Raw genomic sequence first — 12,801 nt, 5'->3', positions numbered from 1 at the left:
TCAGCCACCCTGCACCGCCGTCACCACCTCGAGTCGGGCACCTTCCGCGAGCGTGGTCGCCCAGTCGGATCGCGGCAACACAGCCCAATTCAAGGCCACCGCTATGCCCCGGCCGGGGAAACCCAACGACCGCAGCAAAGCGGCAACCGTGGTTTGCTCGTCGATCTCCACCGGCTGCTCGTTGACAACAACGATCATGTGTTGGCTCCGACCGTAATGAGTTGGGAAACAATCTGTTCGGCCGTCCAAGGCGCCAACAAAATTCCGGATCGGCCGTGGCCCGCAGCAACCAGCGTGCGCGCGTCCAGACGTTGCACGATAGGGAAATTATCCGGCGTCATCGGCCGCAGGCCGGCAGCGCATTCAGCCAGTTCATATTCACCCAGCGCCGGCATTACCGCACACGCATCGTCTAACAGGTCACGCACGCCCGATACCACCGCCGCGGTGTCGCGCCCGTGCTCGTATTGGGTAGCACCCACCACCACCCCGTCCGTACGCGGCACCAGGTACACCTGGCGGCCGTGCACCCGAGCCCGAACGACCCTGTGCGGCACAGGCATACAGCCCTTTCGCCACCGCAGCCGCAACACCTCGCCCTTCACCGGGCGCACCGGCAGGCCGGGCCACACGGCCGGGGCGTCAATGCCGTTGGCGATGACCACCGTGTCGCCTTCGGCATCGGACAACCTGGTGACTGGAGCAGCCCACTGGACACCGAGCCGCTCACAGTCCGCGCTCAGTGCGTCGAGCAACGCCCGGTTGTCCACGGCCAGCTCGGTGGGCGCCCGAAAGCCGTGCCGGATGCCTTGGGCCAGCAGTGGTTCGATGTCGCGAGCCGCCGATTCCCACGTCACCGGATGCCCCTGCTCGGACAACCAGTCCGCGACCCTACGCAAGTCCGCTACGTCGGCCCGGTCGACGGCCACCACCAGCGACTCGCGCGCGGTGATTACCTGCGCCGGCAGACCGTCCAGGAAGCCGCCCTCATGCCACAGCCGCAGCGACTCCAGGCCCAGCCGCAACAACCGTTCCTCGCCGGGCCAGCCTTCGCTGTGCGGGGCGATCATGCCGCCGGCAACCCAGGACGCGCCATGCTGCCCGCTGCGATGCACCCGCACCCACCAGCCAGCCTGTGCCGCTCGCCGCGCTACCGACAACCCGATGACGCCGCCGCCGATGACAGCTAATGACCCCGTGACCGCGGGTGACAACATCCTTGCTCCCTTCGCCGGCATGACCCGGATCAGGTGTGACGGTCAGGACAGTCCAACCTGTATTGGCAGTGTCCACTCTCAGTCCCGCTGGTTACCCGGGACTCCCGTGCCTACATCCTTCTTCTGGGTTCCAAACTAGCGCGCTAGCGTCGCAGTGTGCAGTCCCGTCGCGCGCGTCTGGCCACCGCAAGGCTCTATTTGTGTACCGATGCCCGTCGTGAGCGTCGCGACCTGGCCGAGTTCGTCAACGCCGCCCTGGCCGGCGGCGTAGACATCATCCAGCTGCGGGACAAGGGCTCCGCCGGGGAGCAGCGGTACGGACCGCTGGAAGCGCTCGACGAGCTGGCCGCCTGCGAGATCCTGGGGGACGCGGCCCGCCGGCACGGCGCCCTGTTCGCGGTCAACGACCGCGCCGACATTGCCCGAGCTGCCGGCGCCGACGTGCTGCACCTGGGCCAGCGTGACCTGCCGTCGAGCGTGGCGCGAGAGATCGTCGGGCCGGACCTGCTGATCGGCCGGTCCACCCACGACCCGGATCAGGTTGGCGCGGCAGCCATTGGCGATGCCGACTACTTCTGTGCCGGACCCTGTTGGCCTACCCCGACCAAGCCGGGCCGCTCGGCGCCGGGACTGGAGCTGGTGCGGGCCGCCGCCGCGCTCAGCACCGCCAAGCCCTGGTTCGCGATCGGCGGAATCGACGCGCAGCGCTTACCCGAGGTACTAGCTGCCGGCGCCCGCCGGATCGTGGTGGTTCGCGCCATCACCGCCGCCAACGACCCGAAGGCAGCCGCCGGGCAGCTTAAGTCAGCGCTGCTAGCAGTGAGCTGATGCGCGGGCTCAGCTGCAACGGCGCCTGATCGGCGTCGCCAGGCATACACCAGACGAATACGCCCGCCTCGATTTCCATCGTGCGCGGCAGCCGCCGCCGCCGTTGGTCCCCGGGGCGCAGCGGCACGGTGAGCGGAGCGCTACGCAGCTGCTGCCAGCTGGCGGCAAATCCGGGATGCAGTGGCAGCTCGGTCACTTCCTGCTCTGCAACCCAGCGCAGCTCGGCGGTTTCCCGGTTGGGCACCGTCGGCAGCAATGCGGCGCTATCGGCAATGACGGTCGTGTAAGTCCACGCGGTGCCCCTGGGCCTGGCAGTTACCAGCACTGCCCGCACTGCCACGTGCTCGGCGTCAAGGCCGGCCTCTTCGTGCGCTTCACGGACGGCCGTCTGTTCAGCAGTTTCATGGCTGTCTCGGGCCCCGCCGGGCAAGCCCCAGGTGTCGCCCTGGTGGCTCCACACCGCCCGGTGCTGCAGCAGCACTGCCGGGGTGCCATCGGCTCGCGGGGCCCGAAGCAACAGGCCCGCCGAGCCAAACCGGCCCCAGTAGTGGGTTCCGTTGTCGGAAATCACCCACCCGTCGCCGTCGCCCTGCACGGATTCAGGATATGCAGACCGCACTCGCGCGCATTCACGGGCAATCGAGGGGCAATTGGGTCCGCCTCCCCACATCTGTCGGAACATTCTCTTAGAATTTGCTTATTCAGGTTAGGTGACATGACCGAAAGATGAGGTCTGAGCAGACGTGACGGTTGAGCTGGCGCACCCGTCGACCGAACCGCTGGGGTCGCGGTCGCCCGCCGAACCGGCCCATCCCCGCTGGTGGTTCATTTCGACCACGCCCGGACGCATCCTCACCATCGGCATCGTGCTAGCGGCCCTGGGGGTGTCCAGCGCCTTCGCTACCTCAACGACAATCAACCACCGCCAGCAAGTGCTGACCACTGTGCTCGACCACACCGAGCCCCTGTCCTTTGCGGCCGGGCGGCTCTACACCACCCTGTCGGTGGCCGACGCCGCGGCAGCCACCGCCTTTATCGCACAGGCTGAGCCACGAGCCGTGCGGCTGCGCTACGAGCAGGCCATTACCGACGCCGCCGTCGCGGTGACCCGGGCGGCAAGTGGACTCACCGACGAACCGTTGGTGCAACTGCTGGGCCGGATCAACGCCGAACTGGCGGTGTACACCGGGCTGGTTGAGATCGCCCGCACCAACAACCGGGCGGGTAACCCCGTCGGGTCGTCGTACTTGTCAGAGGCATCAGGGCTAATGCAATCGACAATCCTGCCCGACGCACAACAGCTGTACCAGGCCACGTCGGCGCGGGTGGACAGCGAAACCACCGCGTCCACGCAAATTCCAGCACCAGTGATCCTCGTTGTCGGCACCACCGTGGCGTTCGGCGCGTTTTCACATCGCTGGCTGGCGCGGCGCACAAGAAGACGGGTAAACCCCGGTCTTGTCGTCGGTGCGCTGGGTATTCTCGTCATGGTGGTCTGGGTAGGAACCGCGCTGACAATCTCTACGGCCGCCAGCCGTAGCGCCAAAGACACCGCGGCGGAGTCGCTCAGGACCGTCACCAATCTCGCGATCACCGCCCAGCAGGCACGCGCCGATGAGACGTTGTCGCTCATCCGGCGCGGTGATGAAGAGGTCCGCAAGCAGTCGTTTTATCAACGCATCGAGGCCATGCATCAGCAGCTCGACGAGTACATGGCCCGCCGCGACGCCGTCGACAGACGCGACTTGCAAGGCGCCGACCAATTATTGGTTCGATGGCAGCAGGCCAACGACCGGATCAACTCCTATATTGCGGTGGGCAACTATCGGGCCGCCACCCAAGTGGCGCTGGGCAAAGGCGAGGACGACGCCACACCGGCATTCGACAAGCTCGACGAAGCGCTGACCAAGGCGATCGAGCAAAGTCGTAGCCACTTGCGTAACGACGTTCTCAATGCGCGCCGGGGACTGGCCGGCGCCCAGGTGGGCGGTGTGGTGCTGAGCGTGGGCGCCGCTATTGCGGTCGCCCTGGGCCTGTGGCCCAGGTTGAAAGAATATCGGTGATGATGCGCCTGCCCAGAGTTCGACGGGCCGCCATCCTGGCCGCTTCGGCGGTCATGCTCGCCGGCTGCGGCCACTCGGAGCCGCTGAAAATGGAGGCGACGCCGACGCTGCCGCTGCCCACTCCGGTAGGCATGGAAGTGATGCCTGCTGCGCCTCCGCTGCCGCCGGACAATACGAGTCAGGACTGCGACCCGACCGCCAGCCTGCGCCCCTTCCCCACCAAAGCCGCGGCGGACGCCGCAGTGGCCGATATTCGCTCGCGGGGCCGGCTGATCGTCGGGCTCGACATCGGCAGCAACTTGTTCAGTTTCCGCGACCCGATCACCGGGGAGATCACCGGCTTTGATGTCGACATCGCCGGGGAGGTGGCGCGCGACATCTTCGGCAGTCCGTCGCATGTTGAGTATCGGATCCTGTCGGCCGCAGAACGCATTACCGCGCTGCAGACCGCGCAGGTCGATGTTGTGGTCAAGACCATGACCATCACCTGCGAGCGGCGCAAGCTGGTTAACTTTTCCACGGTGTACCTGGACGCCAACCAGCGCATCCTGACCCCCCGTGACGCGACGATTTCGACGGTTTCCGACCTGTCCGGCAAGCGAGTCTGTGTGGCTCGGGGCACTACGTCGTTGCGCCGCATTCGCGAGATCACGCCGCCGCCGGTCGTCGTGTCGGTGGTGAACTGGGCTGACTGTCTGGTGGCGCTGCAGCAGCGGCAGATCGACGCGGTCAGCACCGACGATTCAATCCTTGCCGGATTGGTAGAAGAAGACCCATACCTGCACATCGTCGGCCCCAACATGGCTAACCAGCCCTATGGCATCGGGATCAACCTGGACAACACTGGGCTGGTTCGGTTCGTCAACGGCACCCTGGAACGCATCCGCTCTGATGGCACCTGGAATACGTTGTACCGCAAGTGGTTATCGGTCCTTGGTCCCGCTCCGGTGCCACCGCAGCCGAGGTACGTGGACTGATGTCGCCCAAGCCGGCGCACAACGCGACCGAAGACCAGGAAGACCGCGAGGATCTAGCTCCCGGCACCCAGCCAGCGGACATGCAGACCGGCGCGGCCGCGGGGACCCGGCCGCCGGCGACTCAGGCGCTTTTCCGTCCCGATTTTGACGACGACGATGACGATGACTTACTCATCGCGCTGGGTACCTTCGACACCCAGCCACAGGACCGGATGTCGGCTGCGACGCGGGCACTTCCACAAATCAGGCAGCTCGGCGGCGGCCTGGTCGAGATTCCGCGAGTGCCCGATATCGATCCGCTCAAAGCTCTGATGACCGACCCGGTGGTCCCAGAGTCCAAGCGGTTCTGCTGGAACTGCGGGCGGCCGGTCGGTCGAAGCAGCCCAGCAGGCGAAGGCGCTCAAGGGGCAGCAGGATCCAAGGAAGGCTGGTGCCCGTATTGCGGCAGCCCGTATTCGTTCCTGCCGCAACTGAACCCCGGGGACCTCGTCGCCGGCCAGTACGAGGTCAAGGGCTGCATCGCACACGGTGGTCTCGGGTGGGTGTACCTAGCCGTCGACCATAACGTCAACGACCGTCCGGTGGTCCTCAAAGGCCTGGTGCACTCCGGTGACGCCGAGGCACAGGCGATCGCGATGGCCGAACGGCAGTTCCTGGCCGAGGTGGTGCACCCCCAGATCGTGCAGATCTTCAACTTCGTCGAGCACACCGACAAGCACGGAGATCCCGTCGGCTACATCGTCATGGAGTACATCGGCGGACAATCGCTCAAGCGGGGTCGAAAAAACGGGAAAGCCGATAAACTGCCGGTCGTCGAGGCGATTGCCTACATCTTGGAGATCTTGCCCGCGCTGAGTTATCTCCATTCGATCGGCTTGGTCTACAACGACCTCAAGCCCGAGAACATCATGCTCACCGAAGAGCAGCTCAAGCTGATCGACCTCGGAGCGGTGTCGCGGATCAATTCGTTCGGATACCTCTACGGGACACCGGGTTTCCAGGCGCCCGAGATCGTGCGGACCGGCCCTACGGTGGCCACCGACATCTACACCGTGGGGCGCACGTTGGCAGCACTGACGTTGAACCTGCCTACCCGCAACGGCCGGTACGTCGACGGGCTGCCCGAAGACGATCCGGTGCTGAAGAAGTACGACTCCTTCGGACGGTTGCTGCAGCGCGCCATCGATCCCGATCCACGACGGCGGTTCGCCAGCTCCGAAGAGATCTCCGCCCAGCTGATGGGCGTGCTGCGGGAGGCGGTCGCTGCCGACACCGGGGTGCCGCGACCCGGACTCTCGACGATCTTTAGCCCCAGCCGCTCCACATTCGGCGTGGACCTGTTGGTCGCCCACACCGACGTGTATCTGGACGGCCGGGTGCATGCGGAGAAGCTGACCGCCAAAGAGATCGTGACCGCACTGCAGGTCCCGCTGGTCGATCCGACCGACGTCGCAGCACCGGTCCTACAGGCACAGGTGCTCTCCCAGCCGGTGCAGACCCTCGATTCGCTGCGGGCCGCCCGTCACGGAGCCTTGGCCGCCGACGGGGTCGACCTTTCCGAGTCGGTCGAACTGCCGCTGATGGAAGTCCGGGCGCTGCTGGACCTCGGCGACGTCGCCAAGGCCACCCGCAAGCTCGACGACCTTGCTGAACGAGTCGGCTGGCGCTGGCGGCTGGTCTGGTACAAGGCCGTCGCCGAATTGCTGACCGGCGACTACGACTCTGCTATCAAGCATTTCACCGAGGTGCTCGATACCTTCCCCGGCGAACTCGCGCCCAAACTGGCGCTGGCCGCGACCGCTGAGCTGGCCGGCTACACCGACGAGCACAACTTCTACCAGACGGTGTGGCAAACGAATGACGGCGTGATCTCGGCGGCCTTCGGATTGGCCAGAGCCCTTTCGGCCAAGGGCGACCGAACCTGCGCGGTGCGCACGCTCGATGAAGTGCCGCCCACCTCAAGACATTTCACGACCGCGCGGCTAACCAGCGCGGTGACCCTGCTATCAGGACGGTCGCAGAGCGAGATCACCGAAGAACAGATTCGCGATGCCGCGCGACGGGTCGAGTCGCTGCCCCCGACCGAACCACGGGTCCTGCAGATTCGCGCCCTGGTGCTCGGCGGCGCGATGGACTGGTTGCAGGACAACCAGAATGGCAAGGGGGCCAGCACCAATCACATCCTGGGCTTTCCTTTCACCGACCACGGGCTGCGGCTCGGCGTCGAGTCGGCGTTGCGTAGCCTGGCCCGAGTGGCCCCTACCCAGCGACACCGTTACACCTTGGTGGACATGGCCAACCAAGTACGGCCCACCAGCACGTTCTAAGTCTTTGGCTTGTCGCCGCGTCGAGTGCGCGTCCGGGGCGGAAAAACCGCTTAGATCCCGCCCACAGCGCACACCGAAAGCCCTGAGCGCACACACGATGTCGCGATCGCAGCCCGCACCCGGCGCACAATATTCGCAGGGTGATCCTCGGCCACCACCCGCACGATGATCCACCCCATGCGCTCCAGCATCTCCAACCGGCGAATATCTTTGGTGTATTGCCGCCGATCCAGCTGGTGGTGGTCCCCGTCGTATTCGACGGCAACCAGGCAGTCCTCCCAACCCAGGTCGAGGTAGGCGACCGGAATGCCGTCAGCACCCAAGACCGGTATCTGGGTTTGGGGTCGAGGCAATCCCGCATCGATGAGAAGAAGCCGAAGGTAGCTCTCCCTGGGCGATTGCGCGCCAGCGTCCACCAACTCCAGTGCGGGCTCCAGTCGGCGCACTCCGGGCGTGCCCGGATGACACCGTCCCACCCGCAGCACGTCGTCAAGCTTGAAACCCGTCGCCCGCGCGAGCGCGTCGAGGCGGGCAACCGCGGAGCGCACGGCACCGCGACGGCCGATGTCAAAGGCGGTGCGCTCGGGTGTGGTGACCGCGAGCCCGGCTACGGTCTGGATCTCGGTGTCGAGCAATCGGTCGCGTCGGGTCAGCACACCCCGAGGCGCCCGGGAGTTGGCATGCACCAGTTCCACCGGGACGGTGTCGGGAATCCATTTCGCACCATGTAGTGCGGCGGCAGCCGCTCCGACGATGGTGCCTGTCCGGTGCGACCACAGCCAAGCGGCCGTCGTGCGCTGCGCCAGCGACGGTTCGACGTTCTTGGGCAGGTAGACGTTGGGCAATACTGCCCGGTACCGAGTGCGCAATTGGTGCCGGTTCAACACTCCACCCGCCAATGCTTCACTGCCGATGAACGGCTCGCCCGAGTTCATGCCGCGCAGTTTCGCATGCCTGAGGCGTAGCATGCCCCCGTCTTTGCACAGCCTCTAATCTCCGAATCGAGTGTGCGGCCTGGGCGTCGAGTGAGCGCCTAGGGCGGGGATTTCCGCGGCGGATTACGCCTTCAGCGCACACTGAAATCACCAGCTACAGCAGGCTCACGCAGTCGCGGGCGATGGCCAGCTCTTCGTTGGTGGGCACCACCAGAACGGTGATCCGTGAGCCGTCCGTGGAGATCCGTCGTGCCCGATTCGACGGGGCAGTGTTGCGCTGCTCATCGAGTTCGAGGCCCAGCTCGGTCATCCCGGCCAGCGCATCGCGGCGCACTGTCGCGTCGTGCTCGCCGATTCCGGCCGTAAAACTCACCGCATCGGTGTGCCCCAACACGGCTAGGTAGGCGCCGATGTACTTGCGCAGTCGGTGGATGAACACGTCGTACGCCAATTGTGCTGAGCTGTCTCCGGCTTCGATCATCGCGTGCAGCCGGCGGAAGTCTCGCTCACCGGCCAGCCCGAGGACACCGGACCGATGGTTGAGCATCCGTTCGATCTCGTCCACGCTCAGCTTCGCAGTGCGCCAAAGGTAACCGATGACGCCCGGGTCCACGTCACCGCTGCGGGTACCCATCACCAATCCCTCCAGCGGTGTCAAGCCCATCGACGTCTCTACCGGCCGCCCGCCGGCGATCGCCGACGCAGAAGCGCCGTTGCCGAGGTGCAGCACAATCTGATTCAGGCCGACCAGCGGTTTGTGTAAGAACGCCGCGGCCTGACCGCTGACGTATAGGTGGGATATGCCATGAAAACCGTAGCGACGGATCCCCCAGGTATCGGCCAGCTGGCGATCGATGGCGTAAGTCGCTGCCGCAGGCGGCAGATCGCGGAAGAACGCGGTGTCGAAAACTGCGACGTGCGCAACATCGGGCAGCAATGCGCGCGCGACTTTGATGCACCGCACCGCGGGCGGGTTATGTAACGGCGCCAGCGCCGACAACCGCTCCAGTTCACCGATTACCGCCTCGTCGAGCAGAGTCGGTAGGTGAAAGTCATTGCCGCCATGGACTATCCGATGCCCCACCGCCACCAGACCGCAGTTGTACAGATCTATTCCGTCGTCGGTCAGCATTTCGAAAGCACGGCGCAGCGCTGAGTCATGGTTGGCCACCGACGACGCTGCTTCCCCGATCCGCTCCACGTTGCCGATCGCCAGTGACACGCCGGAGTCGGGCTCGACGAGCTGGAACTTCAACGATGAGGAGCCGGAGTTGAGGACGAGTACGGCCCGCTTGCTAGTCACGAGCGCTCTGTGCCTGAATCGCGGTAATGGCAACGGTATTGACGATATCTTCGACCAGCGCGCCGCGGGACAAGTCGTTAACCGGCTTGCGTAGGCCCTGCAGCACCGGGCCAATCGCAATTGCCCCGGCGGAACGCTGCACCGCCTTATACGTGTTGTTGCCGGTGTTCAAGTCAGGGAAGATCAGCACCGTCGCGCGGCCGGCAACGGGCGAATCGCCCATTTTGGTGGCCGCGACCGCTGGGTCCACCGCGGCGTCGTACTGGATGGGCCCTTCGACCAGCAGCTGCGGCTCCCGGAATCGAACCAATTCTGTTGCCGCTCTCACCTTCTCCACATCAGCGCCGACGCCGGAATCACCGGTGGAGTAGGACAGCATGGCCACCCGTGGTTCGATGCCGAATTGCGAAGCGGTACGCGCCGAACAGATGGCGATGTCGGCGAGCTGTTCGATTGTCGGGTTCGGGATGATGGCGCAGTCCCCGTAGGCCAGTACCCGGTCCGGCATGCACATCAGGAAGACACTGGAGACGGTGGATACCCCTGGACTGGTTCTGATGATCTGCAGGGCGGGACGAACCGTGTGGGCGGTGGTGTGGATTGCACCCGACACCATGCCATCGACCATGCCAGTGTGCACCAGCATGGTGGCGAAATACGTAGCATCAGTGATGATTTCGTGCGCTTGATCAGAGGTGACGCCCTTGGCTTTACGGAGTTCCGCATATTGGCTGGCGAACTGTTCACGCAGTTCGCTGGCGCGGGGGTCGATTATGGTTGCGCCGTCCAAACTGACACCAAGTTCTGCTGCGCGCGAGCGTACTTCAGCCTCATCACCCAGGATGGTCAGGTCGGCAACGGAGCGTTGCAGTAACCGCCCGGCGGACTTCAGGATGCGGTCGTCGCCACCCTCGGGCAGCACGATATGTTTGCGGTCTGCACGAGCCTGTTCCTGCAGCCAGTGGGTGAACATCTGCGGGGTGACCACAGTCGGGATGGGAATCGCCAGCTGCGCCAACAAGTCCGTCGCGTCGACGTGGCGGCCCATCAGTTGCAGCGCGGTGTCGATCTTGCGTTGCGACGCAGCCGTGACCCGGCCGCGCGCCGCCGCTGCCGCGCTGGCTGTGTCGTAGGTGCCCAGTTCGGTCACCACGATAGGTAGCCGCAGCCGCAAGCCCGACACCAGGGCCGCGATGGACGGATGCAGGTCGAACCCGCCGTTGAGAATGAGGCATGACAGCGACGGGAAACCTTCGGCCGCATGGGCACTGGTGACAGCTAACACCACGTCCGAGCGATCGCCGGGGGTGATCACCGCCACGCCGTCGAGCAGCCTTTCCAGCACATGGTCGGCGGTCATCCCGGCGACCATGACGCCCAGCACCTCGCGTTCGAACAGCACCGCGTCACCGTGGATAGCCGTTCCGCGCACGGCCTTCTGCAGTTCGGCGACCGTCGGCGCGGCCAGCAGCGGTTCTTCGGGCAGCACGTAGCTGCGCGGGCCGAAGACACGCAAGGCCGCTGCAACAGCGTCCAGCTCGGCCGGTTCGCAACGGTTGGCGACCACGGCCGCGACGTGAGCTCGCTGGGCAGACAGCTCGTCCAGACATACCGCAACGGCGCTAGTAACCTCGTCGGGCGTGCGGCCCTTGCCGCGCACCGTGAGCAACACCGGCGCGCCGAGGTTCACCGCGATCCGGGCGTTGACCGAAAGTTCGGCGGGGCTAGCGACGTTGGTGTAATCGCTGCCGACGATCACCACTGCGTCGCACTCTTGCGCCATCGCGTGATAGGACTCGACGATAGCGGCGATCGCGGCGTCCTGGTCGTCGTACAGTTGCTGATAAGTCACGCCGACACATCGCTCATAGGGCAGGCCCGCGGTGGAGTGGTCGAGTAGCAGTTCCAGGATGTAATCGCGGTTCTCACCGAAGCGACGCGGCCCGCCCTGCCCGGCTTCGCTACGTTCGCCTTCGCCGTCGAGGCGCGTAATTGGCCGGTAGACGCCGACTTTCGCGACGGTTGCGGCCAATCGGTGCATCAGCCCCAGCGCGATCGTTGACTTACCCGTCTCCGACTCGGGTGCCGCGATGTAGATGCTTGACGCGTGCTGTTCAACCAAGTCGCCGCAACCTGGGTGCCAGGTCCTTTTCGAACAGCTCCAGGAACCGGCGTTGGTCGTGGCCAGGCGCATGGAACACCAGGTGATTGAGGCCCCAGGTCACATACTGCCCGACCTTTTCCACCGCTTCGTCGGGGTCGGACGCCACGATCCAGCGCCTGGCGACCTGCTCGATCGGCAGCGCGTCGGCGGCCTGCTCCATCTCGATCGGGTCGTCGATGCTGTGCTTCTGCTCGGCCGTCAACGAGAGCGGCGCCCAGAACCGGGTGTTGTTGAGGGCTAGCTCGGGGTCGGGGTCGTAGGAGATCTTGATTTCAATCATCTTGTCGATGTCGTCGACATTGCGGTCGGCGGCCGCGGCGCCCGCTCGGACTCCGGGGATCAGTTTCTCGGTGTACAGCTCTGCTCCCTTGCCGGAGGTGCAGATGAAGCCGTCGCCGGCGCGGCCGGCGTATTTGGCCACCGCCGGTCCGCCCGCCGCGATGTAAATCGGCATACCCCCGTCGGGCACGTCGTAGATGGAGGCACCCTTGAGCCGGTAATACTCGCCGTCGAAGTCGACGCGGTCGCCGCGCCACAATTCGCGCATCAACCGGACCGATTCGCGCAGCCGGGCAAACCGCTCCTTGAACTCCGGCCAGGCCCCCTGGTATCCGGTGGCGATCTCGTTCAAGGCCTCACCGGTGCCTACGCCGAGGAAAACGCGGCCCGGGTACAGGCAACCCATGGTGGCGAAGGCTTGTGCGATGACCGCTGGGTTGTAGCGGAAGGTCGGCGTGAGCACCGAGGTGCCCAGCAACAGCCGTTTCGTGCGTTCGCCTACGGCGGTCATCCACGACAGCGAAAACGGAGCATGCCCGCCCGTGTGCCGCCACGGCTGGAAATGATCACTGACGGTAGCGGTGTCCATGCCGTGCGCTTCGGCGGCGACAGCAAGCTCGACGAGCTCGCGGGGTCCGAATTGTTCAGCAGATGCTTTGTACCCAAGTTTCAGTTCAGCCACCAGTTCTTTCTACTCCCATCTTGATG

Annotated in this window: 11 protein-coding genes; 4 read left to right on the top strand and 7 right to left on the bottom strand. The window is 65.3% G+C overall.

Annotated elements, in window-relative coordinates; translation table 11 throughout:
- Complete coding sequence (gene thiS, locus F0Q45_RS05515) at nucleotides 1-198, bottom strand: sulfur carrier protein ThiS (RefSeq protein WP_149652984.1); 198 nt, start codon at nucleotides 196-198, stop codon at nucleotides 1-3.
- The gene (thiO, locus tag F0Q45_RS05510) at nucleotides 195-1,217 is read right to left on the bottom strand and encodes a glycine oxidase ThiO (protein ID WP_149652983.1); all 1,023 of its coding nucleotides are present in this window, start codon (nucleotides 1,215-1,217) and stop codon (nucleotides 195-197) included. Before thiO ends, thiS begins: the two co-directional genes overlap by 4 nt.
- A gap of 156 nt (nucleotides 1,218-1,373) precedes the next feature.
- Here thiO and thiE point away from each other — a divergent pair, with 156 nt between their 5' ends.
- Nucleotides 1,374-2,045: a thiamine phosphate synthase gene (gene thiE, locus F0Q45_RS05505; RefSeq protein WP_149652982.1), complete on the top strand. Its 672-nt coding sequence runs from the start codon at nucleotides 1,374-1,376 to the stop codon at nucleotides 2,043-2,045.
- Here the strand turns inward: thiE and F0Q45_RS05500 are convergent.
- Complete coding sequence (locus F0Q45_RS05500) at nucleotides 2,017-2,640, bottom strand: NUDIX hydrolase (RefSeq protein WP_188112801.1); 624 nt, start codon at nucleotides 2,638-2,640, stop codon at nucleotides 2,017-2,019. The two genes, thiE and F0Q45_RS05500, sit on opposite strands and share 29 nt — an antisense overlap.
- A gap of 148 nt (nucleotides 2,641-2,788) precedes the next feature.
- Here F0Q45_RS05500 and glnX point away from each other — a divergent pair, with 148 nt between their 5' ends.
- The 3 genes from glnX to F0Q45_RS05485 are packed head-to-tail and all read left to right on the top strand — an operon-like array spanning nucleotide 2,789 to nucleotide 7,412.
- Nucleotides 2,789-4,108, top strand: a complete 1,320-nt coding sequence (gene glnX / locus F0Q45_RS05495) for a protein kinase G-activating protein GlnX (RefSeq protein ID WP_149652981.1) — start codon at nucleotides 2,789-2,791, stop codon at nucleotides 4,106-4,108.
- A complete protein-coding gene (locus F0Q45_RS05490; RefSeq protein ID WP_149652980.1) occupies nucleotides 4,108-5,085 on the top strand; it encodes a glutamate ABC transporter substrate-binding protein in 978 nt (325 codons plus the stop codon). The genes glnX and F0Q45_RS05490 overlap by 1 nt, the downstream gene beginning before the upstream one ends.
- A complete protein-coding gene (locus tag F0Q45_RS05485) occupies nucleotides 5,085-7,412 on the top strand; it encodes a serine/threonine-protein kinase PknG (RefSeq protein WP_149652979.1) in 2,328 nt (775 codons plus the stop codon). The genes F0Q45_RS05490 and F0Q45_RS05485 overlap by 1 nt, the downstream gene beginning before the upstream one ends.
- Before the next feature lie 50 nt (nucleotides 7,413-7,462).
- On the opposite strand, the gene F0Q45_RS05480 is transcribed toward F0Q45_RS05485, so the two are convergent.
- From F0Q45_RS05480 to fgd, 4 genes are all read right to left on the bottom strand, one after another.
- On the bottom strand, nucleotides 7,463-8,347 hold the full coding sequence (locus F0Q45_RS05480; RefSeq protein WP_149652978.1) for an endonuclease domain-containing protein: 885 nt from the start codon (nucleotides 8,345-8,347) through the stop codon (nucleotides 7,463-7,465).
- A gap of 154 nt (nucleotides 8,348-8,501) precedes the next feature.
- Nucleotides 8,502-9,650 carry an acetate kinase gene (locus F0Q45_RS05475; RefSeq protein WP_149652977.1) on the bottom strand — a complete coding sequence of 383 codons (1,149 nt, stop codon included), beginning with the start codon at nucleotides 9,648-9,650 and terminating at the stop codon, nucleotides 8,502-8,504.
- Complete coding sequence (pta, locus tag F0Q45_RS05470) at nucleotides 9,643-11,772, bottom strand: phosphate acetyltransferase (RefSeq protein ID WP_262490880.1); 2,130 nt, start codon at nucleotides 11,770-11,772, stop codon at nucleotides 9,643-9,645. Before pta ends, F0Q45_RS05475 begins: the two co-directional genes overlap by 8 nt.
- Nucleotides 11,765-12,775 carry a glucose-6-phosphate dehydrogenase (coenzyme-F420) gene (gene fgd, locus F0Q45_RS05465; RefSeq protein WP_149652975.1) on the bottom strand — a complete coding sequence of 337 codons (1,011 nt, stop codon included), beginning with the start codon at nucleotides 12,773-12,775 and terminating at the stop codon, nucleotides 11,765-11,767. Before fgd ends, pta begins: the two co-directional genes overlap by 8 nt.
- Nucleotides 12,776-12,801: the final 26 nt, after the last annotated feature.

It is taken from the genome of Mycobacterium simiae (assembly GCF_008370645.1).
Classification (GTDB): domain Bacteria; phylum Actinomycetota; class Actinomycetes; order Mycobacteriales; family Mycobacteriaceae; genus Mycobacterium; species Mycobacterium simiae_A.
The sequence above is the reverse complement of the archived record's forward strand: the minus strand, read 5'-3'. Positions and strand labels throughout refer to the sequence as shown.